Origin of the sequence: Paenibacillus sp. NPDC056579 (assembly GCF_042793215.1) — a bacterium.
In the GTDB taxonomy this organism is placed as follows: domain Bacteria; phylum Bacillota; class Bacilli; order Paenibacillales; family NBRC-103111; genus Paenibacillus_S.
In genome coordinates this window covers 39,503-66,426 of record NZ_JBHTVD010000003.1, presented here as the reverse complement: position 1 = coordinate 66,426, position 26,924 = coordinate 39,503, and the positions used below count along the sequence as shown (strand labels likewise).

At 49.4% G+C, this 26,924-nt stretch carries 24 protein-coding genes; all 24 read left to right on the top strand.

What is annotated here, in order from left to right; all coding sequences use genetic code 11:
* Positions 1-32 precede the first annotated feature (32 nt).
* The 24 genes from ACFQ88_RS12775 (at position 33) to ACFQ88_RS12660 (ending at position 26,895) form a co-directional block, all read left to right on the top strand.
* On the top strand, positions 33-644 hold the full coding sequence (locus tag ACFQ88_RS12775) for a DUF6115 domain-containing protein (RefSeq protein ID WP_239626368.1): 612 nt from the start codon (positions 33-35) through the stop codon (positions 642-644).
* A complete protein-coding gene (locus ACFQ88_RS12770) occupies positions 631-1,125 on the top strand; it encodes a hypothetical protein (protein WP_379454405.1) in 495 nt (164 codons plus the stop codon). The genes ACFQ88_RS12775 and ACFQ88_RS12770 overlap by 14 nt, the downstream gene beginning before the upstream one ends.
* Positions 1,126-1,330: 205 nt before the next feature.
* A complete protein-coding gene (rpsB, locus tag ACFQ88_RS12765) occupies positions 1,331-2,029 on the top strand; it encodes a 30S ribosomal protein S2 (protein WP_239626364.1) in 699 nt (232 codons plus the stop codon).
* A gap of 92 nt (positions 2,030-2,121) precedes the next feature.
* Positions 2,122-2,772 (top strand): translation elongation factor Ts, encoded by a 651-nt coding sequence (gene tsf / locus ACFQ88_RS12760; protein ID WP_239626361.1) that lies wholly within the window; start codon positions 2,122-2,124, stop codon positions 2,770-2,772.
* Positions 2,773-2,979: 207 nt separating this feature from the next.
* Complete coding sequence (gene pyrH / locus ACFQ88_RS12755) at positions 2,980-3,705, top strand: UMP kinase (protein ID WP_239626359.1); 726 nt, start codon at positions 2,980-2,982, stop codon at positions 3,703-3,705.
* A 3-nt stretch (positions 3,706-3,708) separates the two neighbouring features.
* Positions 3,709-4,263, top strand: a complete 555-nt coding sequence (gene frr / locus ACFQ88_RS12750) for a ribosome recycling factor (RefSeq protein ID WP_379454404.1) — start codon at positions 3,709-3,711, stop codon at positions 4,261-4,263.
* Between the two features lie 58 nt (positions 4,264-4,321).
* Complete coding sequence (locus tag ACFQ88_RS12745) at positions 4,322-5,089, top strand: undecaprenyl pyrophosphate synthase (protein WP_239626354.1); 768 nt, start codon at positions 4,322-4,324, stop codon at positions 5,087-5,089.
* A gap of 20 nt (positions 5,090-5,109) precedes the next feature.
* Positions 5,110-5,907 (top strand): phosphatidate cytidylyltransferase, encoded by a 798-nt coding sequence (locus ACFQ88_RS12740; RefSeq protein ID WP_379454403.1) that lies wholly within the window; start codon positions 5,110-5,112, stop codon positions 5,905-5,907.
* Positions 5,908-5,927: 20 nt separating this feature from the next.
* The gene (locus ACFQ88_RS12735) at positions 5,928-7,067 is read left to right on the top strand and encodes a 1-deoxy-D-xylulose-5-phosphate reductoisomerase (RefSeq protein ID WP_379454402.1); all 1,140 of its coding nucleotides are present in this window, start codon (positions 5,928-5,930) and stop codon (positions 7,065-7,067) included.
* Between the two features lie 164 nt (positions 7,068-7,231).
* Entirely contained in the window at positions 7,232-8,485 is a 1,254-nt protein-coding gene (gene rseP, locus ACFQ88_RS12730) for an RIP metalloprotease RseP (RefSeq protein ID WP_379454401.1), read from the top strand.
* A gap of 30 nt (positions 8,486-8,515) precedes the next feature.
* Entirely contained in the window at positions 8,516-9,964 is a 1,449-nt protein-coding gene (gene proS / locus ACFQ88_RS12725; RefSeq protein ID WP_239626344.1) for a proline--tRNA ligase, read from the top strand.
* A 125-nt stretch (positions 9,965-10,089) separates the two neighbouring features.
* Positions 10,090-14,406: a PolC-type DNA polymerase III gene (locus ACFQ88_RS12720; protein WP_379454400.1), complete on the top strand. Its 4,317-nt coding sequence runs from the start codon at positions 10,090-10,092 to the stop codon at positions 14,404-14,406.
* A gap of 195 nt (positions 14,407-14,601) precedes the next feature.
* On the top strand, positions 14,602-15,060 hold the full coding sequence (gene rimP, locus ACFQ88_RS12715) for a ribosome maturation factor RimP (RefSeq protein ID WP_239626340.1): 459 nt from the start codon (positions 14,602-14,604) through the stop codon (positions 15,058-15,060).
* 33 nt (positions 15,061-15,093) lie between these two features.
* A complete protein-coding gene (nusA, locus tag ACFQ88_RS12710) occupies positions 15,094-16,191 on the top strand; it encodes a transcription termination factor NusA (RefSeq protein WP_239626338.1) in 1,098 nt (365 codons plus the stop codon).
* Positions 16,192-16,238: 47 nt separating this feature from the next.
* A complete protein-coding gene (gene rnpM, locus ACFQ88_RS12705; protein WP_239626336.1) occupies positions 16,239-16,553 on the top strand; it encodes an RNase P modulator RnpM in 315 nt (104 codons plus the stop codon).
* Complete coding sequence (locus tag ACFQ88_RS12700; protein ID WP_239626334.1) at positions 16,543-16,869, top strand: YlxQ family RNA-binding protein; 327 nt, start codon at positions 16,543-16,545, stop codon at positions 16,867-16,869. The genes rnpM and ACFQ88_RS12700 overlap by 11 nt, the downstream gene beginning before the upstream one ends.
* Positions 16,862-19,660 (top strand): translation initiation factor IF-2, encoded by a 2,799-nt coding sequence (gene infB / locus ACFQ88_RS12695; RefSeq protein WP_379454399.1) that lies wholly within the window; start codon positions 16,862-16,864, stop codon positions 19,658-19,660. Before ACFQ88_RS12700 ends, infB begins: the two co-directional genes overlap by 8 nt.
* A 5-nt stretch (positions 19,661-19,665) precedes the next feature.
* On the top strand, positions 19,666-20,022 hold the full coding sequence (gene rbfA / locus ACFQ88_RS12690) for a 30S ribosome-binding factor RbfA (protein ID WP_239626329.1): 357 nt from the start codon (positions 19,666-19,668) through the stop codon (positions 20,020-20,022).
* Entirely contained in the window at positions 20,019-21,026 is a 1,008-nt protein-coding gene (locus ACFQ88_RS12685) for a DHH family phosphoesterase (RefSeq protein WP_379454398.1), read from the top strand. The genes rbfA and ACFQ88_RS12685 overlap by 4 nt, the downstream gene beginning before the upstream one ends.
* Before the next feature lie 2 nt (positions 21,027-21,028).
* Positions 21,029-21,946: a tRNA pseudouridine(55) synthase TruB gene (gene truB / locus ACFQ88_RS12680; protein ID WP_379454896.1), complete on the top strand. Its 918-nt coding sequence runs from the start codon at positions 21,029-21,031 to the stop codon at positions 21,944-21,946.
* A 38-nt stretch (positions 21,947-21,984) separates the two neighbouring features.
* Positions 21,985-22,932 (top strand): bifunctional riboflavin kinase/FAD synthetase, encoded by a 948-nt coding sequence (locus ACFQ88_RS12675; protein WP_239626325.1) that lies wholly within the window; start codon positions 21,985-21,987, stop codon positions 22,930-22,932.
* Between the two features lie 154 nt (positions 22,933-23,086).
* Entirely contained in the window at positions 23,087-23,356 is a 270-nt protein-coding gene (gene rpsO, locus ACFQ88_RS12670; RefSeq protein WP_239626323.1) for a 30S ribosomal protein S15, read from the top strand.
* A gap of 201 nt (positions 23,357-23,557) precedes the next feature.
* Positions 23,558-25,660, top strand: coding sequence for a polyribonucleotide nucleotidyltransferase (pnp, locus tag ACFQ88_RS12665; protein ID WP_239626321.1), 2,103 nt, complete (start codon positions 23,558-23,560; stop codon positions 25,658-25,660).
* 185 nt (positions 25,661-25,845) lie between these two features.
* A complete protein-coding gene (locus tag ACFQ88_RS12660; protein ID WP_239626318.1) occupies positions 25,846-26,895 on the top strand; it encodes a polysaccharide deacetylase family protein in 1,050 nt (349 codons plus the stop codon).
* Positions 26,896-26,924 lie beyond the last annotated feature (29 nt).

Here is a 26,924-nt window from a genome sequence, read left to right as displayed (position 1 = left end):
TTATGAACATTACAGAAATAAGGTGAACGGATTTGAACCAGCCCTGGGTATATATAGTTTTAATCGGTTTATTAGTCATAGTTTATGCCACGCTTTTGCCTAGAACACGCTCATCCAAAGGTGCTCAAGGACCGACCATTCAAGAGATCGAAGAAACGATGGAGCATTTCGCCGCAGAGCTGGAAGAGCAGAACGAGGCCTTGATCCGTCAATTAGCCGAAACGAAGCGGGATTATGACGTCCAAACGGCTAAATTAAGCTCTCGTGTGGAGATGCTGGAGAAGCAGGCCGCCGGCACCAGCCAGGAGCTGGCCAAGCTCGGCATGGCGTACGAGCAGCTGCTGCAGGCAAGCGTACAGTCAATGGGCGGGCATGAGAAAAAGACTGCCGAGTCGCCATCTCAAATTAGGAACACGCAAGAGGAGACTACGGCATCGGAGGAGTCCCATCTGCAGGAACAGGATGAGGAAGGGCTGTCTAATGCTCCTATGAATATGAAGCAGCGTTATGCAGACTTGTTTGCTCTGTACGATCAGGGCAAATCGACCGATGTTATCGCCAAAAAATTGAATATGAACAAAGGGGAAATCAACCTGATCATTCAATTGGCCAAGCAGGAGGAACAGCTGAATGCTCAAAAATAAAGCGTTTCTCATCGGTATGGGCGGAGGTCTTATTGCCGGTGCCTTGCTGCTGCAATTGATGAGTGTGACTGTCCCTCCAGTAAGCCGGGCCAGCGCAGGAGCGGATCCCCAGGCTATGAATCCGCAGCAGTTGAAGGAAGCGGCAGCGGGCTATTTTCAAGTGTTTGAGAAGGATCAAAAGCTGTACAATCAGGCGCAAGCGGATGCCCTCGTTCAGCAGAAGCTGAAGGAAGCGGCGAGCCAAGCGGCTCAGCCTGCGAAAGAAACGGTTCAGGAGGCAACGTACATTTATATATCGAAGGGAATGACCGCGGGTAATGTCGCCGACTTGCTTGTTCAAAGCGGGGTTATTTCCGATCGGAAAGCATTTGAAGACGCGATTCTGAAGCAGCAGCTTAACGATAAGATTGTTGCCGGCGTCCATGCGTTCAAAGGCCCTCAAGATCTTCCTCAAGTATTAGCCAATATTACTTCGAAATAAGCCCGGTCCGATTGCTCAGGGACGGGCTTTTGTTCTAAAATGAGAAGTTGTTGCATACGATTTTCAGTTGTGGTATATTTATTGACGGTGTTAAAACGCACGCTGGTCAATTCGCATAATGGTGCTTCGAAATTCGGAGTTTTATGTCGAAGATGCGACTCGGCGGAGGAGACACAAAAAACCATTTTAGAGGAGGTGTGTGAAGATGGCAGTAATCTCCATGAAACAGCTTTTGGAAGCTGGGGTACACTTCGGTCACCAAACCCGTCGTTGGAATCCGAAAATGGATCGTTACATCTTCACTGAAAGAAACGGTATTTACATTATCGACCTGCAAAAAACGGTCAAGAAAGTAGAAGAAGCTTACAACTTCGTTAAGTCCATTGCTGAAGACAATGGCACGATTTTGTTCGTGGGCACTAAGAAGCAAGCTCAAGATTCCGTTGCGGAAGAAGCTGAGCGTTGCGGCATGTACTTCATCAACCAACGTTGGTTGGGTGGTACATTGACTAACTTCCAAACGATTCAAAAGCGTATCGATCGTTTGAAGCAGTTGGAGAAGTGGGAAGAGGACGGCACGTTCGAAGTTCTTCCTAAGAAAGAAGTTATCATCCTTCGCAAGGAAAAAGATCGTCTTGAGAAATTCCTTGGCGGAATTAAAAATATGAAGGGTCTTCCTAGCGCTTTGTTCGTTATCGACCCTCGTAAAGAGCGTATTGCTGTTGCAGAAGCTCGCAAACTGGGTATCCCAATCGTTGGTATCGTTGATACGAACTGCGATCCGGATGAAATCGATTATGTAATCCCTGGTAACGACGATGCAATCCGTGCCGTTAAATTGTTGACAGCTAAAATTGCTGACGCAGTTATCGAAGCACACCAAGGTGAACAAACAACAGCTTAAGTGCTGAATAGGAAAGGGTGGTTCAAAGGTGCAAAATCCTTTCACCGCCCTTTTTTTAGGGTACATAGTCTAAAATATAAGGAGGCCAAATCATGGCAGTTAATGCAGCATCGGTAAAAGAATTGCGTGAAAGAACTGGAGCGGGTATGCTCGATTGTAAAAAAGCGTTGGAAGAAGCTAACGGCGATTTGACCAAAGCAGCTGAAATTCTTCGCGAGAAAGGCTTGTCGGCAGCGGCTAACAAAGCAGGACGTATTGCTACGGAAGGCGTTGTTGAGTCCTACATCCACGCTGGAGGCCGTATCGGCGTTCTGGTTGAAGTAAACTGCGAAACGGACTTCGTTGGTAAAACCGATCAGTTCCGTGATTTTGTAAAAGACGTTGCTATGCAAATCGCGGCAGCTAGCCCGTTGTATGTTCGTCGCGAAGAGGTTCCACAAGAAGCTCTTGATAAAGAACGCGAAATTTTGACTGCACAAGCTTTGAATGAAGGCAAACCGGCTAACATCGTTCAAAAAATGGTAGAAGGCCGTCTTGGCAAATACTATGAAGAGTATTGCTTGATGGAGCAGCCGTTTGTTAAAGATCCGGACAAAACGATCGGACAATTGGTTAACGAGAAAGTAGCAACAATCGGTGAGAACATCACGATCCGCCGCTTCGCTCGCTTTGAATTGGGCGAAGGCTTGGAGAAGAAGCAAGAGAACTTTGCTGAAGAAGTTATGGCTCAAGTTAAGAAATAATGGGATGTTCCGTACGCTTCGTACGGCTGTCCATTGAATCATATACGCTTTAGGAAACGCCGGGTGAGCGATAAATGGTCCTTCTTAGGAAAAAGTTTATCGCTTGCCTTGCATAAATACGGAAAAGTAAAACGTAGGGACACTTAGTGTTCCTTCTTTTTTAAACATAAACCATCATAGCTGCTTTACGAACGGGGGTACTTGAGCTTGGAACAACCTATCTTTAAAAGAGTTATCTTGAAACTGAGCGGAGAAGCGTTGGCAGGCCAGCAAGGATACGGCATCGATTCAGAAATGATTACATCGATTGCTCAGCAAGTCAAAGAGGTCGTGGACCTCAATGTAGAAGTGGCTATCGTAGTGGGCGGAGGCAACATCTGGAGAGGCATTGCCGGCAGTGCAAAAGGAATCGACCGGGCGACTGCGGATTACATGGGGATGCTGGCTACCGTTATGAACTCTTTGGCACTCCAGGATGCGTTGGAAACGATCGACGTACCGACACGGGTACAAACATCGATTACGATGCAGCAAGTTGCCGAGCCGTACATTCGCCGCAGAGCGATTCGTCACCTGGAAAAGGGCCGCGTCGTTATTTTTGCCGCAGGCACAGGCAATCCGTATTTCTCCACAGATACGACCGCAGCTCTTAGAGCGGCGGAAATTGAGGCCGAGGTAATCCTGATGGCCAAGAACAAAGTAGACGGAGTGTACTCGGCGGATCCGTTCAAAGATGCGTCTGCACAGAAGTTCGAGTCGCTGACTTATATGGAAGTGTTGAGCAACAATCTGGGCGTTATGGACTCCACCGCTTCCTCGCTTTGCATGGACAACAATATTCCATTGATCGTCTTTTCCATTACCGAGAGCGGCAATATTAAAAGAGTGGTGCTCGGAGAGAAAATAGGTACGATTGTAAAAGGGAGTGTTTAACATATGCCACAATCCATTAAGAAAAATGCGGAAGAGCGCATGGAGAAAGCGATCAGCTCTTTGAAAAAAGAATTGGCCAGCCTGCGTGCAGGCAGAGCAACTCCATCTCTTCTCGACCGTGTACAAGTTGAATATTACGGAGCTTTGACCCCGGTCAATCAATTGGCCAACATCAATACTCCGGATTCCCGCACGCTGATGATTCAGCCTTGGGACAAAAGCTCGATGAGCGCCATTGAGAAGGCGATCATGAAATCGGATCTCGGTTTGACACCGTCGAACGACGGAAGCGTCATCCGCATCGTAATCCCTGCTTTGACGGAGGAGCGTCGCGCCGAGCTCGTTAAGATGACGAAGAAGTACGGCGAGGAATCCAAGGTTGCAATCCGCAACATCCGCCGCGATGCCAACGATGATATCAAGAAGCTTGAAAAAGCAGGCATCTCCGAGGACGAGTCCCGTAAGCATCAAGAGGACATTCAAAAGTTTACGGATAAGTACATCGCTGAGGTTGAGAAGGTTTTAGCGGCAAAAGAAAAGGAAATTATGGAAGTGTAATGATAGAAGACCCCCTTTCGAGGGGGCTTTTAGTCTTTCCTTACTGGAGGAAATTGAAATGATGCCTTTCAAAAAGTGGTTTGGAAGCAAGGCTGAACACGACGAACTAATAGAACGTATTGACGCCGACAATATTCCGAACCATGTTGCGGTAATCATGGATGGCAACGGCCGATGGGCTCAGAAGCGGGGCTTGCCGCGCATAGCGGGCCACCATTCGGGAATGAAGAACGTCAAGAAAATAACGATGGCAGCCAACGCCATTGGCGTAAAAGTTCTTACGATGTATGCTTTTTCTACGGAAAACTGGAAGCGCCCCAAGGAAGAAGTCGATTATTTGATGAAGCTTCCGATGGAATTTTTTCCGAAAGAAATCGATGAGCTGATCGCCAATAATGTGCAGATCCGGATGACGGGATGGCAGGACGGACTACCTGACTATACGCTCAAGGCTATTCAGGATGCTATTGAACAAACGAAGACCAATACCGGCCTCATATTAAATTTTGCGCTCAACTATGGCAGCAGGAAAGAGATGTTATCGGGGGTCAAGCGATTGGCAGAGGATGTAGCGGCAGGAAGCTTGCCTTTGGAAGCGATTGACGATTCGGTGTTTTCCAGCTATCTGCTTACACATCCTCTGCCGGATCCCGATCTTTTGATTCGTACTAGCGGCGAACTCCGTATAAGTAATTTCATGCTGTGGCAATTAGCTTACTCGGAGCTGTGGTTTACGGAATTATGCTGGCCCGAATTCACGGAGCGGCATTTTTATGAGGCGATTCAGGAATACCAGCGTCGTGCCCGTAGATATGGCGGATTGTAGCAGCTATTGGAGGAATTGAATTGAAACAGCGTATTACAACAGGAGTCATTGCCGGCATAGCGTTTATAATTTTGCTGTACTTGGGCACATATTGGTTTACCGGTCTGATCGTCGTGCTGTCTTTGATCGGATTCGATGAATTTTTACGGATGAACGGGTTGAAGAGCTATAAGCTCACAGCCCTCTTCGGATACATAGGTACGGCTATGCTGACGATCCCCTGGAATTTCGGCGGTTTGCAATTGGCAGGGTCAATGGAACGGCTGATCTGGCTGTTTTTGTTCTTGTTGTTGTGCGCAACTGTCGTATCCAAAAACAAAGTGACGATAGATCATATTGCGATGATGTTTATCGGAATGGTCTATATTGGACTCGGGTTTCACTATATGATCGAGACCCGGATGATGGACAACGGATTGTTCTGGACTTTGCTTATTTTCATTTGCATATGGGCGACGGATTCAGGCGCCTATTTCACCGGATCCGCTATCGGCAAACACCCGCTCTGGCCAACGATAAGTCCCAAGAAGTCGATTGAAGGGGCGGTTGGAGGAACGGTCATTTCCATTATTATTGCCGTCTGCTTCTCACTTGCTTACCCGGATCGATTGTCCTGGCAGCAGGCTATATGGCTGGGCCTTATGATTGCGATTGTGGGCCAAATGGGCGATTTGGTGCAATCCGCGTACAAAAGGGTCAAAGGGATCAAGGATACCGGCGCTATCTTGCCGGGGCACGGCGGAGTATTGGACCGGGTCGACAGCTGGATCATTGTATTTCCTATGGTACATTTGCTGTCATTGATTCCAGGCGCATAAAACAAGGGGAGAAGTGAAGCATGAAACGCATTTCCATTCTTGGATCGACCGGGTCGATCGGTACGCAAACATTGGATGTCGTAGAACATCATCCGGAGCAGTTTATCGTCGAAGGTCTTGCCGGAGGCTCGAACCTGCAACTGCTGATCGAACAAGTACAAAAGTTCAAGCCGAAGAAGGTTTCCATTTCGACCCAATCGTTGGCAGAGCAGCTGGCTCCTTATGTTCCTGAAGGAACCAAAGTGTACTATGGAGACGAAGGGCTAGTAGAAATTGCTGCAGGAACGGACGCGGACTATGTTGTCACGGCGCTGGTTGGAAGTCAGGGACTCCACTCGACGCTTGCTGCCATCGAGGCAGGTAAGCATATCGCGTTGGCCAATAAAGAGACGCTGGTGAGCGCAGGTCATTTGGTTACGGCGGCGGCCAAACGGCGCAACGTGATGCTGCTGCCGGTCGACAGCGAGCATTCCGCTATATTCCAGTGCTTGAACGGGGAAGGAACCGGCGATGTCCGTAAAATAACGCTGACGGCTTCGGGCGGCTCGTTCCGAGACCGGACGCGGGAACAGCTGCATGGCGTCACTGTCGAACAGGCGCTTCAGCATCCGAATTGGTCCATGGGCGCCAAAATAACGATTGATTCGGCGACGATGGTAAACAAAGGGCTGGAAGTCATCGAAGCGCATTGGCTCTTCGGATTGGATTACTCGAGGATCGAAGTCATAATTCATCCGGAAAGCATCATCCATTCCTTCGTAGAATTTAACGATCACAGTATCATCGCGCAGCTGGGCAATCCGGATATGCGGGTTCCCATTCAGTATGCGCTTACGTATCCGCATCGTTTGAGCAATCCATCCCGGCCGTTGAACTTGGCTGAGATCGGCAAGCTGCATTTTCGCGAAATGGATTTTGAACGGTTTCCTTGCCTGAGAATGGCTTATGACAGCGGGAAGGCCGGTGGTACGGCGACGACCGTATTCAATGCAGCCAACGAAGTGGCTGTTGACCGGTTCCTGAAAGGCGAGATTGCCTTTCTTCAGATTGAAGACATCATCGCACGAACATTGGATAAGCATGAAACGGCTGCTGATCCGGATTTGGAGCAGATTACAGCCGCGGATGCGTGGGCTCGACAAACAGCTCGGAATATTTGATTAGCATGAATTCCCTTGGCATCATTTCACTGACAGGATAATATGTTCATAACATGGCTCGGCTTGTATTCATATCGTAAATAATGTTAATCTTAATGAAAGTATGAGCCCGAACCAAAGAACAGGTCATGACTATTCGCGATGCTTAAGGGAGGACGTTAGATTTGGCGACACTGCAGAATGCATTTCAAATCGTACTGTTATTTTTTGTCCTTGTGACTATACATGAGTGGGGACACTTCTATTTTGCCAAACGGGCGGGAATTCTCGTGAGGGAATTTGCCATCGGCTTCGGTCCCAAGCTGCTTTCCTTTAAGAAGGGAGAGACTCGCTATACATTGCGGCTGCTTCCCATCGGCGGATTTGTCCGAATGGCCGGAGAAGACCCGGAGATCGTCCAAATCAATCCGGGACAGCGTATTGCGTTGGCATTAAAAGGAAACGAAGTAACCCATATTTATATTAATGACTTTGACAGCCGTTCCGACTCTATTGTCGGCGTTGTAGAAGATATTGATCTGGAGCGTCGCCTGTTCGTCAAGCTGGATATGGACGGGGAAATCAAGCAATTCCCGGTGCATCCGCAAGCACTGATGGTCAGCAAAGATAAGGAGACCCAGATTGCGCCATGGGACCGCCAATTCGGCAGCAAAACGGTCGGCCAGCGGGCTATGTCCATTTTTGCCGGACCTATGATGAACTTTTTTCTCGCTTTCATCTTGTTCGTCACTGTGGTGTTCATGGCCGGCGTACCCGACAAGGTGAAAATTCAAGGAACTACGGCCGGTTCCGCAGCGGAAAAAGCGGGACTCATGGCTAATGATATCATCGTTCAGGTAAACGACGTAACGATCGGCGCTGACCGCAACAAGCTGACTTCTTTGATCAAGCAGTCGGTGAACAAGCCGATGGTCTGGATTATTGAACGGAACAAGGAGCAGATCCGCAAGGAAGTCACCCCGGCAGATATTAACGGGGGGCAGGTAGGCGTCACATTAATGGCCGAAACGCGCAAAGCGAGCTTCGGCGAGGCGATATCCAACGGCTGGAGCAGCATGACCTCAGCAACAGTATCCATACTGGACAGCTTCGGCAAACTGGCTACGCTGCAGTTCAAGATGGACGATCTGGGCGGTCCGGTCCGAATCGTTGAATTTACAAGCGAACAAGCAAGCGCAGGATGGGCGCAATACACATTCTGGGCGGCGCTGATGAGTCTATATTTGGGATTGTTCAATTTGCTGCCGTTCCCGGCGCTGGATGGAAGCCGTCTCGTGTTCCTCGGTTTTGAGGCGCTGCGCGGCAAGCCGGTAGATCCGGGCAGGGAAAGCATCGTTCATTTCGTCGGCTTTGCTATGCTGATGCTTCTCATGATCGCTGTAACTTATAATGATATTTTACGTTTGATAAAGGGTTAAGTTAATTGTTGTAGAAGGAGCCACACCACCATGTCCAAAGAAAAACAGTTCGTTAAGGAGATCACGCCGCAAAGCGAGGATTTCTCCAGATGGTACATCGATGTCATTAAAAAAGCGGATTTAATGAGCTACTCTCCCGTGCGCGGTTGTATCGTGTTTAAACCGGACAGCTACGAGATTTGGGAAAACATTCAACGCGAGCTGGATGCCCGCTTCAAAGCGACGGGACACCGCAATGCCTATTTTCCGATCTTTATTCCTGAGAGCTTCTTCCAGAAAGAGAAGGAGCATGTCGAGGGCTTTAACCCTGAGCTGCCATGGGTGACCGAAGCTGGCGGCGAGAAGCTCGAGGAGCGTCTTGCGATTCGTCCTACATCGGAGACGATGATCGGTCATATGTACTCGGAATGGATCAACTCCTACCGCGATCTGCCGCTTCTAATCAACCAGTGGGCCAACGTCGTGCGCTGGGAGAAGAGAACGCAGCCGTTTTTGCGGACAAGCGAGTTCTTATGGCAGGAAGGTCATACGGCTCATGAAGATGAGGCGGATGCACGGAAAGAAACGATGCAAATGCTTGAAATTTACCGGGATTTCGCCGAAAACTTCCTGGCTATACCGGTTATTGTAGGGCAGAAGACACCATCTGAGAAGTTCGCCGGTGCGGTGGATACGTACTCAATCGAAGCGATGATGAAGGACGGCAAGGCGGTACAAGCCGGTACGTCCCACTATTTGGGCACGAACTTCGCCGTTGCGTTCGACATCAAATATTTGGATCGTGAAAATCAGCACACGTTCTGCCACACGACTTCATGGGGCGTAAGCACCAGGTTGATCGGAGCTTTGATCATGGTGCACGGAGACGACCGCGGACTGGCGCTGCCGCCAAAGGTTGCTCCAACGCAAGTTATTATGATTCCGATCGGACCTCCGAAGACACGGGATCAGGTTGTTGGCCGCGTGAACGAATTGTTCGCCGAGTTGAAGCAGGCTGGAGTCCGCGTGAAGGTGGATGACCGTCCGGATCAAAGTCCGGGCTGGAAATTTAACGAGTACGAAATGCGCGGCGTACCAATTCGTGTCGAACTGGGACCACGCGATATGGAGAATGGTCAAGTCGTTCTGGTTTCCCGGATTTCGGGAGAAAAACGTGTCGTCCAACAGGATCATTTTGTCGAAGAAGTGCAAAATATGCTGGCGGAAATCCATCAACAAATGTATGATAGAGCTAAGCAGTTCCGCGATGAGAGTTTTACGTCCGTTGATAGCTTGGACGAGTTCAAATCGTTCCTGGAAGAGAAGCGCGGCTTTGCGCTGGCGGGCTGGTGCGGTTCCGATGCATGCGAGGCGCAGGTGAAGGAAGAAACGGGGGCTACGAGCCGTAACATTCCGTTTGAACCGGCGGAGCATAAGTCGACGTGCATTGCTTGCGGTGAAGCTGCCAAGCATACTGTTGTTTTTGGCAGAGCCTATTAATCGTTATCGTGGAGTGCTAGAGATGCCTGGCTTTCATTGCGGGTATGTATACAACCTCTATAAGGGCAAATCGGAAGCTACATCTCCTGTTTGCCCTTTGTATGTTTTTGTGGGGGAGGATGTTCATGAGCAGTACGAGCAGTACAGCGGTGAAAAGAGAACGTTTCGAGATGCTGATGCAGCAGGCGCATGTGCCGGCAGAGGTAGTGAACTCTTTTTTTCAAGACGGATATATTGATAGAGTAGAAACAACACGGAAAAATAGGGAATGGACCTTCTTTATCATCAAAAGCAGCCTCGTTCCGAATGACGTATATCGTTCGTTTTGCAAGATGATTCGCGACAAATTTGCGCATATTGCTGCAATCCGTTTCATGCTGAGGTATACGGAAGACGTTTCGCCTTCAGAGGTGGCGCATGAATATTGGAGCATGTTCATCGAATGGGTGCAGCGGGAAGCGACGTCGGTCAACGGCTGGATGAGCAGAGCCAAAATCGAGGTTCAGGGCAACCAGCTGACGCTGATTTTGCTGGATTCCATAGGCTTGGAGCTGGCAAAGAAGAAAAATATTGCACAATGGGTGCAGTCGTATTTTACCGATTTTTTCGGTGTCGAGTTTCAAGTCCGCTATGCAATGAATGAGAACCGCGAGGCGGAATTCGAGAAGTTCGCCAAGAAGATTGAAGAAGAAGAAAAAGTGGTCACGCAAGAAATCATGACCTCCATCGAAGCGGAGCAGGAATCCGAGCTGGTGTCGGATGCCGAGCTGAAGCTGATGGTCGGCTACGAGATCAAGGATCCGCCGGTGCCGATTCAAATGGTCCAGGACGAAGAGAAGAAAGTTACGCTGCAGGGTGCCGTGTTCGGTTTGGAATCGAAAGAGCTGAAAAACGGCAGCACTCTGTTTACGTTCAATATAACGGATTTTACGGATTCCATGATGATCAAGGCTTTCGCCAAGACAAAGGAAGACGTCAAAATTTTTGGATTAATCCAAAACGGTACTTGGGTAAAAGTGCGAGGGAAAGTGGAATATGACCGGTTCATGCAAATCCCTGAGCTTGTACTTATCCCTAATGATGTCAACGAAGTGATGCCTCCGCCGGATCGGAAGGACGATGCCACGGAAAAACGGGTAGAGTTCCATCTACATAGTACCATGAGTACGATGGACGGGATTACGCCGATCGACCAGTATATCAAGATGGCGGCCAAATGGGGACATAAAGCGATTGCCGTAACGGATCACAGCGGCGTGCAGTGCTTCCCGGAAGCTAACAAGGCGGCCAAGAAGAACGGCATTAAGATGATCTACGGGGTTGAGGCCAATATTGTGGATGACGGGGTTCCGGTAGTTGTCAATCCGAGACCAATGGAACTGAAGGACGCCGAGTACGTTATCTTCGATATTGAGACGACGGGATTGTCCATCGTTCATAACAAGATCATAGAGATCGCCGGCGTTAAGATGAGAGATGGCAAAGAGATCGACCGGTTCGCCACCTTCATCAATCCGCACGAGAAAATTCCATACAATATCCAGCAATTGACCAATATTACGGATGATATGGTTCAAGATGCGCCGGAATTGAAGGATATGCTGCCGAAATTCATAGAGTTCGTCGGCGATTGCGTATTGGTTGCGCATAATGCGAGATTCGATATGGGCTTCATTCAGGCAAACTGCAAGTCGTTAGGGCTTCCGGAAGTGAAGAACCCGGCGTTGGACACCCTGGAGATGGCAAGACTGCTGTTCCCTACGATGAAAAATCACCGTTTGAATACGCTGGCCGATAAATTCAAGGTCGGCCTGGATAACCATCACCGTGCCATCGACGACTCCATTGCATTGGGATATATTTTGTTTCATTTGATAAAAGAAGCGAATGAGCGCGGCATTACCGATCTGGAGCGCTTGAACGATAACGTCGGGAAAAACTTGAAAACTGCAAGACCGTTTCATTGCTGCATCTATGCCAAGGACATGGTCGGCAAAAAGAATCTGTACACTTTGGTCTCATTATCTCATACGGAATATTTTCATAGAGTGGCATGCATCCCCAAAAGCTTGCTGCAATCGATGCGAGAAGGTCTCATTATTGCATCGGGCTGCGAGAAGGGCGAATTTTTCGAAACCGTCCTTAATAAGACGTTGGAAGAAGCCGAAGAGGTGGCTCAATTCTACGACATACTGGAAATCCAACCCCCCTCCATCAACATGCATTTGGTTGAAAAGGGCTTGGTAGGAAGCAAAGATCAGCTTGAGGATGCAACACGAAGAATTATCGATATCGGCAGAAAGCTGAACAAGCCGGTCATTGCCACGGGCAACGTGCACTATTTGCACCCCCGCGATAAGATATGCCGTGACATTACGATCAACGGGATAACGGGCTTCAGTCCATTGAAGGATATGCGCAAGCCGGATGTCCATTTCCGGACAACCAAAGAAATGCTTGCGGAGTTTCAATTTCTCGGCGAAGAGACGGCATATGATGTCGTTGTGAAAAATACCAACGATCTGGCCGATCGGTTCGAGGAGCTGGAGCTGTTCCCGGATAAGCTGTTCGCTCCGATTATCGAAGGTGCAGACGAGGAAATTCGGACGAAGTGTTACGATACGGCCAAACGCATTTATGGGGAACCTATTCCTGAGGTCGTTACCGCGCGGCTGGAAAAAGAGCTCGTGCCGATCATTAAATACGAGTTCTCGGCGAACTATCTTGTATCCGAGCGTCTTGTGAAAAAATCGAACTCGGACGGCTACCTGGTCGGCTCGCGGGGATCCGTCGGATCTTCCGTCGTTGCAACGTTCTTAGGCATATCGGAGGTTAATCCGCTGCCTCCACATTATGTCTGCCCGTCGTGCCAGCACAGTGAATGGATCCTTGACGGAAGCGTTCCGTCCGGCTTCGATTTGCCTGATAAAAATTGCCCGAATTGCGGAACGAAGATGAAGGGAGAAGGCCAGGATATTCCGTTCGAAACGTTCCTGGGCTTTAAGGGAGATAAGGTTCCCGATATCGACTTGAACTTCTCCGGTGAATATCAGCCGGTTGCCCATAACTATACGAAGGTGCTGTTCGGTCCGAAGAACGTATTCCGCGCCGGCACCATCGGTACTATCGCCGAAAAAACGGCGTTCGGTTATGTGAAGAAGTTCGAGGAGGAGCAAGGGAAGAAGTGGCGCGGTGCTGAGATCAACAGGCTGGCCTCCGGCTGCACCGGGGTCAAAAGAAGCACCGGCCAGCATCCGGGCGGTATCGTCGTTGTGCCGGACTACATTGATGTCAACGACATCACGCCGGTCCAATACCCTGCTGACGATACGGGAGCGGAATGGCAGACGACGCACTTCGATTATCACGCCTTCGACGCGAACTTGCTGAAGCTCGATATTCTGGGGCACGATGATCCGACGATGATGCGGATGCTGCAGGATTTGACCGGTGTCGACCCGACGACGATTCCAATGAACGATCCGAAGGTTATGAGTATGTTCAATAGCACCAAGGCGCTTGGAGTAACGCCGCAGCAAATACGTTCTACCGTGGCAACTTACGGTGTACCGGAAATGGGGACGAAGTTCGTTCGTCAAATGCTCGAGGAAACGCAGCCTTCCTCCTTTGCCGACTTGCTGCAAATATCGGGACTGTCTCACGGAACCGGCGTTTGGCTCGGTAATGCGCAGGAGCTGATCAAGAAAGGCACCTGCACGATCAAAACCGTTATCGGCTGTCGTGACGAGATCATGCTTTACTTGATCTATAAGGCCGGTATGGATGCGGGTCTGGCGTTTAAAATTACGGAAAGCGTCCGTAAAGGGAAGGGGCTCACGCCCGAATGGAAAGAGGATATGAAGAAGCATAAAGTTCCGGCGTGGTACATTGAGTCATGCGAACGCATAGAGTACATGTTCCCGAAAGCTCACGCAGCCGCTTATGTTATTTCCGCGGTACGGACAGCCTTCTTCAAGCTTTATCATCCGATTGCCTACTACGCCACATATTTCACGGTTCGCGCTGAGGATTTCGAGCTCGAGATGCTGTGTCAAGGGTATGATGCCATTTTGCGCAGATTGATAGAAATCGAGGAAAAAGGGTTCCAAGCCACTCCGAAGGAGAAGGCGATGATCTCCATTCTCGAGATGAGTCTGGAAATGACGGCGAGAGGCTTCTCGTTCAAAGGGATCGATTTGTACAAATCCGATGCCACGAAATTTTTAATCGACGGCGACTCACTTATTCCTCCGTTTTCCGCTATTGCCGGGATCGGGGAGAATGCGGCCAAAAATATCGCCGCTTCCAGAGAAGGCGGACCGTACTTGTCCATAGAGGACTTCCAGACGAGAAGCAAGGCGTCCAAGACGATTGTCGAGCTGCTTGGGTCGATGGGCTGCTTCCGGGGACTTCCGGAGTCGAATCAATTGTCTCTATTCTAGGATAGCGGTCCGATGCAGGAAAACAAAGGAAGGCGCGCACTCATCATATTGCATACACATAAGGCTTATGGTATAATCTTCTTTGGTAACAAACGTTATAAGTTCCGATCTTAGAGAGTGGGGAAACCCACTCTTTACATTTTGTTACAGAGATGAAAGCATTAGGCTTTCCATTTGATGATAGGGGGTTGCAGGTTGATTTCGCAAATTAAACCCGTAGTTGAATCACTTCTTCAGCCTTTTTTGGACGAAAATCATTTTGAACTGGTTGATGTTGAGTATGTGAAAGAAGGCAGCAACTGGTTTTTGCGTGTTTATGTGGACAAAGAAGGCGGCATTGATATCGATGATTGCGGCCGTATCAGTGAGTTTTTGAGCGAGAAATTGGATGAGAAAGACCCGATTCCTACCGCCTATTTCTTGGAGGTATCGTCCCCCGGGGCGGAACGTCCGTTGAAAAAAGTGCAGGACTATTATAAAGCTGTGGGTCAGCATGTGTTTGTTACTACCTATGAGCCGATCAACGGATTGAAAGAGTTCGAAGGGAAGCTGGTGTCGTTCGACGAGCAGACGGTAGCGGTTGAAGTCGGAAAGAAGACACACGAAATTCCTTACAACAAAGTGGCAAGCGCCAGATTGGCGATTGTGTTCTAGCGTCGATTTTATGAGAGGGGGAGCTCCGTTCAAATGAACATGGATTTTATTGAAGCATTGTCGGAAATAGAAAGGGAAAAAGGAATTGCGAAGGAAGTGCTGATCGACGCTATCGAGGCTGCACTGATTTCGAGTTATAAGCGCAATTTTAATACGGCGCAAAATGTTCGTGTTGACATTAACCGTCACACCGGATTAATTAAAGTATACGCGCGCAAAACGGTAGTAGAGGATGTGCTCGATCCCCGTTTGGAAATTTCGCTTTATGCAGCGCGTGAAATGAATCAAAACTATCAGTTGAATGATATCGTTGAGATAGAGGTTACACCTCGTGATTTCGGACGCATTGCAGCGCAAACCGCCAAGCAGGTCGTTACCCAGCGTATTCGCGAAGCGGAGCGCGGCTTGATCTATAATGCTTTCGTAGACAAAGAGGAAGATATCGTAACCGGCATCGTACAGCGGCAGGATCTGCGTAACCTATATGTAGATTTGGGCAAGATAGAAGCGGCTCTGCCGTTAACCGAGCTTATGCCTACCGACAAATTCAAGCAAGGCGACCGTGTCAAGGCTTATATTACGAAGGTGGAAAATACGACTAAAGGACCGCAAATCATTTTGTCGCGTACACACCCGGGCTTGCTGAAGCGCTTGTTCGAGCTGGAAGTACCGGAAATTTTCGACGGTGTAGTGGAAATTCGTTCCGTAGCCCGCGAAGCCGGCTTCCGTTCCAAGATTGCAGTGTATTCCCGTAACGCTGAAGTCGATCCTGTAGGCTCCTGTGTCGGTCCTAAAGGAATGCGCGTGCAGACGATCGTCAATGAGCTGAAGGGCGAGAAGATCGATATCGTCCGTTGGATTGAAAATGTCGACGAGTATGTGGCCAATGCACTCAGCCCGTCCAAAGTACTGGAAGTGAACGTATTCGAGAGCGAGAAAATGGCGCGCGTTATCGTTCCTGACTATCAATTGTCTCTGGCCATCGGGATTAAAGGGCAAAATGCTCGTCTAGCAGCCAAGCTGACAGGATGGAAGATCGACATCAAGAGCGAGACGCAAGCGGAGCAGGAATACGGGCGACCAAAAACATATACAGAAGAAATGCATCAGGATTCGGTCAGCATCGATTGATCGATATCATAACGGAGAGAAGCCGGACAGATAGAAGGTGAACACGGATGAAGCAAAGAAAAACCCCACTTCGCAAATGCGTCGCATGCCAGCAAATGATGCCCAAAAAAGAGCTGATCCGCGTCGTGAAAACACCTAATGACGAAATCATCATTGATTTGACGGGTAAAAAAGCAGGTCGCGGAGCCTATCTGTGCGGCAAACTGTCGTGCTTCAAGCTGGCGAAAAAAAGCAAAGCACTGGATCGTGCATTGAAGCATGCGGTTAGCCCGGAAATCTATGACGCGTTGGAGCAGGATTTCATCAAGGTGGAAGATGAATTCATTGCCGGCAAAGAAGCGGCGGTGGACGATGAATCATAAATTTTTTAACAATCTAGGTTTGGCCATGAGGGCAGGCAAGGTCGTCACCGGCGAGGACGCCGTCGTCGATTCGGTCAGAAAAGGCGAGGCCAAGCTTGTTATCGTGGCGGAGGACGCCTCAGTCAATACTTTGAAGAAAGTAAACGATAAGTGCATTACGTATCGGGTTCCCCTACAACAGTACGGCAGCCGTGAGCAGTTAGGAGCAAGTATCGGCAAGGAAACGCGGGTTGTCATCGCCGTAACCGATGCAGGATTTGCGAAAATGCTGAAGAAGAGTCTGGAAAATCGTACGGAGGTGGACAGTATTGAGTAAACAAGATAACAATAAGGATAAACTTAGAGTATACGAGTACGCCAAGTCTTTAAATATGAGCAGTAAAGAGATTATTACGATCCTTAAAAGATTAGGCATACCAGTAAACAATCATATGAGCGTAATGGAGAACGATACCGTGGAGAGTGTGGAAAAATTTTTTAAAGACGTTAAAGCAAATGCAGCGGCCAAAAGGGGAGGAAATGAAGCTTCCGTCAGCACGACGAGCACGGCAGCTAAAGACTCCGGCCAACAGTCGGCAACTCAAGGACAGGGACAAGGACAGCATGTGAAGGCGGAGTCAAGACCGCAATCTTCGCAAGGTCAAGGTCAAGGGCAAGGGCAAGGTCAGGGACAATCCGGAAATAACAACAGACCAAACGGCGGCTACCAGCAGCGTTCCGGCAACGATCGTCGTCCGGATCAGCAAGGACAAGGCGGTAATCGCGGCGGCCAGCAGGGAGATCGCAGACCGCAAGGTCAAGGCTCCCAAGGCGGGTATAATCAGCAGCGGTCGGGCAGCGGCCAGCAGGGCGGAGGATATCAGCAGCGCTCGGGCAGCGGCCAGCAAGGCGGCTACAATCAGAACCGCGGCGGACAATCAGGCGGCCAGGGGAATCAAGGCGGCCAGAACCGTCAAGGCGGGGGAGGCTACGGCCAAGGTCAGCAAGGCAACCGAGGCGGCGCATCTGGCGGCTATAACAACGCCAACCGTTCCGGTGATCAGCGCCCAAGCCGTCCTCAAGGCTCCGATCAACGGAAGCCATTTGAACAGCGCGGAGCAGGTCAAGGCGGCTCGAACGGTTTTAACAAATCGATCGCTGTCAATGCCTCCAGACCGGCGCCTAACGTAGATGTGGATCAGGACGATGCTTCAGGAAACAAAGGCAAGACGACCAAGAAGACGAAGCCGAATCAGAAGCGTTTTGATGATAACAAAGTCAGCTCGTCCAGAGGGCCTCAGAACAATAGAGGCAACAACCGGAATCAAAAGGGCAGATATCAGCAGGAACCTGTTAAAAAGGAAAAAATCGATAACACACCTAAGAAGATTATTGTCCGCGGCACGATGACCGTTGGTGAGTTGGCCAAAGCGCTTCACAAGGACGCTTCGGAAGTCATCAAGAAATTGCTGTTCCTGGGTATTATGGCCACGATCAACCAAGAGCTGGATCTGGATGCGATTCAACTGCTGGCCGGTGACTACAATGTTGAAGTCGAGCTGAAGATTCCTGTCGAGGAAGATAAATTCGAGAATTTTGAAGAGAAGGACGACGAGGCGGATCTGCAGGAACGTCCACCGGTTGTTACGATCATGGGTCACGTTGACCACGGTAAAACGACATTGCTCGATGCAATCCGTAAAACGAGCGTAACCGAAGGCGAAGCAGGGGGCATTACCCAGCATATCGGTGCGTATCAGGTCGAAATTCATAACAAGAAAATTACGTTCCTCGATACTCCGGGCCACGAAGCGTTTACTTCGATGCGTGCCCGCGGTGCGCAAGTTACCGACATTACGATCATTGTAGTAGCAGCCGACGACGGTGTTATGCCTCAGACGGTTGAAGCCATCAACCATGCCAAAGCAGCCAAGGTACCTATTATCGTAGCTGTGAACAAAGTGGATAAGCCGGATTCCAACCCGGATAAAATTAAACAAGAGCTTACCGAATATGAGCTGGTGCCTGAGGAGTGGGGCGGAGATACTATCTTCTGCAACATTTCTGCGAAACAACGCATCGGACTCGAGAACTTGCTTGATATGATTCTTCTCGTAGCCGAGGTGCAGGAGCTTAAAGCTAACCCGGACAAACGTGCGAGAGGTACGGTTATTGAAGCCGAGCTCGACAAAGGAAAAGGCCCGGTTGCTCGTGTGCTCATTCAACACGGTACGCTCAAAGTCGGCGACAGCTTCGTAGCCGGCGTATGCTTCGGCCGCGTTCGCGCAATGGTTAACGACAAAGGCAAGCGCCTGAAGGAAGCGGGCCCGTCTACTCCGGTCGAGATTACCGGTTTGACGGAGGTTCCGCAGGCGGGAGATCCGTTCATCTGCTTCGAGGATGAGCGTAAAGCCAGAACGATCGCAGAGAAGCGTGCTGTAACATTGAGACAGTCCGAAATGGGCGCTAACGTTCGCGTCACTCTGGACGATCTTTACAAACACATCAAGGACGGCGAGATCAAGGATCTTAACGTTATTATTAAAGGGGACGTACAAGGCTCCGTTGAAGCGCTGCGCGGCTCTCTTGAGAAAATCGACATTGAAGGCGTGCGCGTCAAAATTTTGCACAACGGCGTAGGCGCGATTACCGAGTCCGACGTAATTCTTGCATCTGCATCGAATGCTATCGTCATCGGCTTTAACGTTCGTCCAGAGCCTCAAGCCAAAAATACGGCAGATCAGGAAAAAGTCGACATTCGTCTGCACAGCATCATTTACAAAGTCATCGAAGAGATCGAACAAGCGATGAAAGGGATGCTGGATCCGGTATACAAGGAGAACGTCATCGGGCAAGCCGAAGTCCGCAATATTTTCAAGGTTTCCAAAATCGGGGTTATTGCCGGTTGTATGGTTATTTCCGGTAAAATTGCCCGTAATGCACAAATGCGCTTGATCCGCAGCGGCATCGTAGTGTTCGAAGGCAACATCGATTCCCTCAAACGTTTCAAGGACGACGCGAAGGAAGTAGCCCAAGGTTACGAGTGCGGTATATCTCTCGATAAATTCAACGATATTAAAGAAGGAGATATTATCGAAGCGTTTGTGATGGAAACTGTTGAGAGGTGATCTGAATGGCGCGTATTCGCGTAGGAAGAGTCGGAGAACAAATTAAGAAGGAATTAAGCCAGATCATTCAGTCCGAGCTGAAAGATCCGCGCATCGGTTTTATTACGGTAACCGGAGTAGAAGTGACGAACGATTTGTCGCAGGCCAAAATTTTTCTTAGTGTTCTAGGTACCGACGAACAAAAAGAAGAAACGTTAAAGGCGCTTGGAAGAGGCAGCGGCTTTATCCGGTCGGAGCTCGGCAAACGAATCCGTCTCCGTAAAATTCCCGACCTGATCTTCAGGTTCGACGCTTCCATTGATTATGGAAGCCATATCGAGAAGCTGTTGAATCAAATTAACGGGGAGAATGCCCCATCATGACGGTAATCGTTCAATCGGACGACTATACCGCGATGCTGGAGCAGGCGGCCCAATTTATACGATCCAACGATCATTTCCTGGTGGTATCCCATGTTCAGCCGGACGGGGATGCCGCCGGGTCCACTTATGCCGTAGCCTGGATGCTACAATCGTTAGGCAAAACATTCACATTAATCAACGAAGGGCCTATACCCGATAAGTTCATCTATATGGCGGCTGATCGGCATTCCGTCGTTCATTATGAAGCAGATCCCGGATCCGTTACACAGCGGTATACTCGTGTAATCAGCGTGGATTGCGCCGATTATTCGCGTATCGGGTCCGTCCATAAGCTGTTTGCCGAAGATGTTCAACTATTGAATATCGACCATCATGCAACGAATGACCGTTTCGGAAGCAGTAACCTTGTGCTTGAACAAGCCGCTGCTACAGTCGAGGTGCTGTACGACTTGTGTGTTCATATGGAGATTCCATTTACGCATGAGCTGAACGTATGCATTTATTCCGGCTTGTTAACCGACACGGGCGGGTTTCGTTACGCCAATACGACTCCCAAGGTCATGCAGATTGCTGCCGACATGCTGAATCGAGGAGTCAAGGGCCATGAGCTTGCGGAACGGCTGCTCGAAAAGCTGTCGTACCCGCAAATTTCGCTGATTAAGACCAGCCTGTCCACTCTGTCGTTCGCTCACTCGAATCGGGTGGCGTGGCTTTCCGTGACATTGAATGACGTAAAAGCAAGCGGAGCAAGCAATGAAGATCTTGACGGCCTCGTCAACTACCCGAGAAATATTGAAGGCGTTGAAGTGGGGGTCTTGTTCAAAGAACGAGGCGAAGGAATCGTGAAAGTTAGCCTTCGTTCAAACGGAAGAGCGGATGTGGCCAAGGTCGCCAAATCGTTCGGCGGAGGCGGTCATGTACGCGCTGCAGGCTGTGCCGTCCAAGGCACACCGGAGGAAGCGATTGAACGGGTCGTGAAGGAAGTAGGTTTGGCATTGGAATGACAATGGAATTGGAAGGCATTTTACCTATCTGGAAGCCTGCCGGCTTTACTTCGCATGATGTCGTTGCCAAAGCGCGGCGCATATTGAGAATAAAACGGATCGGCCACACGGGTACCCTGGATCCGCAGGTTACCGGCGTTTTGCCCTTATGCATAGGACGGGCCACCCGGCTCGTGGAATATATTCAGGAGCTTCCGAAGGAGTATGAAGCTACGCTGAAAATCGGTATTGCTACGGATACGGAGGATGCCGGCGGTCAAATAACCGCGCAGGTAGATGACGTGCGATTGACCGAAAAGCAGGTAATCGATACAATCCAATCGTTCGTCGGCGATATTTTTCAGGTGCCTCCCATGTATTCCGCGGTCAAGGTGGATGGGAAACGGCTGTACGAGCTTGCCCGTCAAGGAGTGGAGGTCGAACGCAAATCGCGTACGGTTACCATATATCATATCGATATTATTGAGATGAACCTGACGCTTGACCATCCGGAAATCCGTTTCCGGGTAAAATGCTCCAAAGGGACGTACATTCGTACTCTTTGCGTCGATATCGGCAAAGCGCTCGGGTATCCTGCGGTTATGTCTCATCTGGTTCGTACGTCCACAGGCAACATAGGACCGGAGCAATGTCTGACACTGGAGCAGGTCGAACAGCTGCAGCAGGAAGGACTTCTGTCAGGGAAGCTGATTCCGGCTGAACAGGCTATGGCTCATATGCCGGCGGTGCAATTGAACGACAGTCAGGCACGCAAGGCGCTGCTCGGACAGAAGCTTCATATAACTCCCGCGGAGATGGCGCCGTTAACTGCGTCCATGGACGGCAATTACGCGGCGTATAGTCCGGATTCCCGGTTTATCGGCATATTTCAATGGGACAGCGCCCAATCGGAGCTGCGGCCGGTAAAAGTTTTTTCGTAAGCCAGCTTCGTCTGAAGAGAATGTAGGTGATGTATAGGATGCAAACGATACAATTATCATACCCCATCAACGAAAGCAATCATTCCGAAGCCATGAGGCCGCAGGTGCTGGCCATCGGAGAATTCGACGGTATACATCTCGGCCATCAGGAAGTCATCAAGCGTGCGGTTACTACGGCGGAGAAACTGAGGATTCCGGCTTCGATCATGACCTTCCACCCTCATCCCAAAGAGGTGCTGGGGCAGGAGAAGTACGCTGAGCTTCTTACTCCGATTCAGTATAAGCAGAGCGTTCTCTCGCAATTAGGCGTCGACACAATGTATCTGGTAGCTTTCAATTCCGATCTTATGAAAGTAACTCCTGAGGAATTCGTTGAGCAAATGCTGGTTCCGATGAAAGTGAACACGGTCATAGTTGGATTTGATTTCACCTTTGGATATCGTGGAGCCGGGACGCCTGATACGCTATGCGAGCTAGCCAAGGGTAGATTCACCGTTGAAATTATTCGCCCTTACCATCAGGACGGAATCAAAGTAAGCAGTACGCAAGTGAGAGAGCATCTGAACGACGGTCATATCGAAAAGGTATCCGCGCTGCTGGACCGCCCTTATTCCGTTACCGGTACGGTCGTGACCGGAGACGGCCGCGGCAGCAAGATCGGCTTTCCTACCGCAAATATCGAGCTCTCTGAATCTTTCGTTATTCCCGTCCTAGGCGTTTACGCCGTGAGAGTAACCATAGACGGCGAAGTCCATGATGCGGTGATGAACGTCGGTAAGAAGCCTACTTTTGTCGACAATTTGGAGCGGCCTACTCTGGAGGCGCATTTGTTCGACTTTTCGCAGCAAATCTACGGCAAGGCGGTATCGGTGCAATTTATTTCCTTTCTCCGCCCGGAACGCAAGTTCGGTTCGGTGGATGAGCTGGTTGCGCAAATCCGCTCGGATGCGGATCGGGCCCGATCTATTTTGGCTGCGAAAAAATAATCACGGTTCTCTATTTTACTTTTATAGCACTTGTGTGCTATACTGATATTCGTTGTCGGTCATAAGACCCGGCAAGGAACCTTGGCATGGAGATTCGAGGACTCCGACGTTCTCTGGGCCAATGGGGATATACACATACGGAGGTGAACGAACGATGGCATTGACACAAGAGCGTAAGCAAGAATTGATCCAAACGCACAAAACTCATGAATCCGATACAGGATCTCCTGAAGTGCAAATCGCAATTCTTACTGAGAACATTGTTAACTTGACTAGCCACTTGAAAACGCACAAGAAGGATCACCATTCTCGTCGCGGTTTGTTGAAAATGGTAGGTCAACGCCGTAAACTGTTAGCTTATTTGAAAAACAAAGACGTTAGCCGTTACAGCGCCCTGATCGAGAAGCTTGGTCTTCGTCGATAATAGGATTGACATCAAAGAGCAACCTCGGTTGTCTGCTGTTCGAGTCCGTTTCGGGCTGGAGCAGCGGACAAAGCGGTTGCTTTTTCGTATGTTTCTTTATTCGATGAGAGATTTATTTCGAAAAAGAAGGAAATACTAGGCATTATGCAGAAGTGATAGTAGTTCATTTTAGCAGCGTGTAATTTTTCTTAGGAGGATTTTATGGAAAATAAAGTACAAATGGATTTAGGCGGCCGTCCGTTAATTCTGGAGACCGGGCGTTTGGCTAAGCAGGCTAATGCCGCTGTAACAGCACGCTATGGGGATACCGTCGTGCTTTGCACAGTGACCGCTTCTGCTGAGCCTAAGGATCTGGACTTCTTTCCTTTGACCGTGAATTATGAAGAACGGTTGTATTCCGTAGGGAAAATTCCCGGGGGATTCATTAAAAGAGAAGGCCGTCCAAGTGAGAAGGCGATTTTGGCAAGCCGGTTGACCGACCGTCCGATTCGTCCGCTATTTCCGGAAGGTTTCCGCAACGATGTACAGGTTGTAGCGATTGTTATGAGTGTGGATCAAGAATGCTCGCCGGAAATTGCTGCGATGATCGGGGTTTCGGCTGCACTTAGCATCTCCGACGTTCCATTTAACGGGCCGGTTGGCGGAGTTATTGTTGGCCGCGTAGACGGACAATTCGTCATTAACCCTACCCTAGAGCAGGCGGAGAAGAGCGATATTCACCTGGTGGTGGCAGGAACTAAGGATGCCATCATGATGGTTGAAGCGGGCGCGGATGAAGTGCCTGAGGAAGTTATGCTTGAAGCAATCATGTTCGGCCATGATGAGATCCGCAAAATTGTCGCCACTCAAGAAGAGCTGGTTAAAGCAGCGGGCAAGCCGAAAATGGACGTGAAACTACATAGTGTTGATGCAGAAGTCAACAGCGAAGTTCGCGCTTATGCTCAAGAGAGATTGGTTGAAGCTGTTAAAATCGCCGAGAAGCATGCAAGACAAGATGCGATCGATGCGATCAACGCAGAAACCGTTGCGCACTTCGAGGTTCAATATGAGGAAGCGCCGGAGAAGCTTGGCGATGTGAAGGAAACGTTGTATGACATCGTGAAGGAAGAGGTTCGCCGCCTGATCACTCATGATAAAGTGAGACCGGACGGCCGCGGCTTGGATGAAATCCGCCCGATCGAGTGCGATATCAACCTGCTGCCTAGAACTCACGGTTCCGGATTGTTTACTCGTGGTCAGACACAGGCGTTGAGCATATGTACTTTGGGCGCACTAGGCGACGTACAAATTCTCGATGGATTGGATCTGGAAGAAACCAAACGGTTCATGCACCATTACAACTTCCCGCCGTTTAGCGTTGGGGAAGCAAGACCGCTTCGTCCTCCGGGCCGCCGTGAAATCGGTCATGGCGCACTTGGTGAGCGTGCATTGGAGCCGGTGATTCCATCGGAAACGGATTTCCCTTACACCATTCGTCTTGTATCCGAAGTATTGGAGTCCAACGGTTCTACTTCGCAGGCAAGTATTTGCGCAAGCACGCTGGCAATGATGGATGCAGGCGTACCGATCAAAGCTCCGGTTGCAGGGGTAGCAATGGGTCTGATCAAAGACGGAGAGCATTTCTCCATTTTGACTGATATCCAGGGTATGGAAGATCATCTCGGCGATATGGACTTTAAAGTGGCAGGTACGGCGACAGGTGTTACAGCACTGCAAATGGATATTAAAATTGACGGCATCGACCGAGCCATTTTGACACAAGCATTGGAGCAAGCGAAGAAAGGCAGAATGCACATTTTGGGCAAAATGCTCGAGCGTATTCAACAGCCTAAGCCTCAATTGTCCCCCTATGCGCCTAAGATCCTTACCATGCAAATCAATCCGGACAAAATCCGCGATGTTATCGGTGCAGGCGGTAAGATCATCAATAAAATTATTGAAGAAACCGGCGTAAAAATCGATATCGAACAGGATGGCCGCGTATTCATTGCTTCCTCCAATGAGCAAATGAACGAAAAAGCCCGTTCTATCATTGAAGGTATCGTGAGAGAAGTGATAGTCGGCGAAACGTACCTTGGTACAGTAAAACGAGTGGAGAAGTTCGGTGCATTCGTTGAAATTTTACCGGGCAAGGAAGGCTTGGTCCACATTTCTCAGCTGTCTACAGAGCGTGTGGCAAAAGTGGAGGATGTCGTAGCAGTTGGCGATACCATTACGGTCAAAGTGACGGAGATCGATCAGCAGGGCCGCGTCAATTTGTCCCGCAAAGCAGTATTGCAAGCGCAAGTACCGGCACAATCGTAATACCGATTTCAATAGCATGAACGACAAAGAGCCAGAGACCGTCTGTCTCTTTTTGTTTTTTTTACCACCTCATCTTCGAAGAACTTCGATTGGAGTTTTTTATCATAAGGAGAGGAAGACATAATCTTGTCCGATTGCGCATATGAATGGGACAAACGATTCTAACTAACGACAGGAGCAGGGGTATGAAACGTGTTCGGGTGTTAGTGTTGTCGGGGCTCTTTGTCACCGTGTTTATTGGTTTAAAGCAATCGGATAGCATAAATACCTTTGTCGAGTACGCGCAAATCCATAATGTCCAAGCCGCCGCATCCACACCTTATCTGCCGGATATTTCTTCAGCTGCAATGGCGGTATGGGAAGGAGCCAAGAAGCTTCAGCTGGATCGCCGTGAGGTGCTGCTGGAGCAAATAAGGCAGGAGGCGGCAAAACGAAACGTCGCTCCCATCAATGCCACAATCGATCGTGTATGGAAGGCGATTCCCGGCTACAACGGATTGGAAGTGGATGTGGAGCAGTCGCTTTTTTTGTCCGAGCACCAGCAGGATAACGGCAAGCCCAAGATCGTCATGAAGGAAGTGGCACCTGCCATTGGTCTGGAGCAGCTTGGCGCACAGCCGATTTATAAGGGCAATCCGAACAAGCCTATGGTCGCTTTTATGATTAATGTAGCATGGGGCAACGAGTATTTGGATAAAATGCTGGACGTAATGGAGAAAGAAAAAGTACATGCCACCTTCTTTTTTGACGGCAGCTGGTTAAAGGACAATATCCCCGTCGCTAAGAAAATTAAAGAAAAGGGACACGAGCTCTCCAATCACGCCTACTCTCATAAAGATATGAGCACGCTGGGCCGCTCACAAGCTGCGTTGGAAATAACGAAAACGGAGCAGCTTCTCCAAAAAGAGCTCGGCGTTCAAAATAAACTGTTTGCTCCGCCATCGGGTGATTTTAATCAACAGACGGTGGAAGTAGCGCATGATTTGAAGCTGAAGACGATACTATGGACGCTCGATACGGTGGATTGGAGACGACCGGCTCCGCAGACGATCGTTCGTAAAGTGCAAACCAAGGTGGAGCCGGGGTCATTAATTCTGATGCACCCGACTTCTTCTTCAAGCGAAGCACTCCAGCAGATGATTCAGGTTATTAAAAGCAAGGGCCTCCATCTGGGAACGGTAAGCGAGGTTATCTCGCCAAATCGTGTTCCGGAAGTTGAGTCTACAAAGCAATAATGGTAATATCATAAAGGTATATAGAGAGA

Coding starts and splice junctions, on each gene's coding strand:
- proS (WP_239626344.1), top strand. CDS start 8,516: ATGTCCAAAGAAAAACAGTTCGTTAAGGAGATCACGCCGCAAAGCGAG.
- rbfA (WP_239626329.1), top strand. CDS start 19,666: ATGGCGCGTATTCGCGTAGGAAGAGTCGGAGAACAAATTAAGAAGGAA.
- truB (WP_379454896.1), top strand. CDS start 21,029: ATGGAATTGGAAGGCATTTTACCTATCTGGAAGCCTGCCGGCTTTACT.
- ACFQ88_RS12720 (WP_379454400.1), top strand. CDS start 10,090: ATGAGCAGTACGAGCAGTACAGCGGTGAAAAGAGAACGTTTCGAGATG.
- frr (WP_379454404.1), top strand. CDS start 3,709: ATGCCACAATCCATTAAGAAAAATGCGGAAGAGCGCATGGAGAAAGCG.
- nusA (WP_239626338.1), top strand. CDS start 15,094: ATGAACATGGATTTTATTGAAGCATTGTCGGAAATAGAAAGGGAAAAA.
- ACFQ88_RS12685 (WP_379454398.1), top strand. CDS start 20,019: ATGACGGTAATCGTTCAATCGGACGACTATACCGCGATGCTGGAGCAG.
- tsf (WP_239626361.1), top strand. CDS start 2,122: ATGGCAGTTAATGCAGCATCGGTAAAAGAATTGCGTGAAAGAACTGGA.
- ACFQ88_RS12735 (WP_379454402.1), top strand. CDS start 5,928: ATGAAACGCATTTCCATTCTTGGATCGACCGGGTCGATCGGTACGCAA.
- ACFQ88_RS12675 (WP_239626325.1), top strand. CDS start 21,985: ATGCAAACGATACAATTATCATACCCCATCAACGAAAGCAATCATTCC.
- rpsB (WP_239626364.1), top strand. CDS start 1,331: ATGGCAGTAATCTCCATGAAACAGCTTTTGGAAGCTGGGGTACACTTC.
- ACFQ88_RS12745 (WP_239626354.1), top strand. CDS start 4,322: ATGATGCCTTTCAAAAAGTGGTTTGGAAGCAAGGCTGAACACGACGAA.
- ACFQ88_RS12660 (WP_239626318.1), top strand. CDS start 25,846: ATGAAACGTGTTCGGGTGTTAGTGTTGTCGGGGCTCTTTGTCACCGTG.
- rnpM (WP_239626336.1), top strand. CDS start 16,239: ATGAAGCAAAGAAAAACCCCACTTCGCAAATGCGTCGCATGCCAGCAA.
- ACFQ88_RS12770 (WP_379454405.1), top strand. CDS start 631: ATGCTCAAAAATAAAGCGTTTCTCATCGGTATGGGCGGAGGTCTTATT.
- ACFQ88_RS12700 (WP_239626334.1), top strand. CDS start 16,543: ATGAATCATAAATTTTTTAACAATCTAGGTTTGGCCATGAGGGCAGGC.
- rpsO (WP_239626323.1), top strand. CDS start 23,087: ATGGCATTGACACAAGAGCGTAAGCAAGAATTGATCCAAACGCACAAA.
- pnp (WP_239626321.1), top strand. CDS start 23,558: ATGGAAAATAAAGTACAAATGGATTTAGGCGGCCGTCCGTTAATTCTG.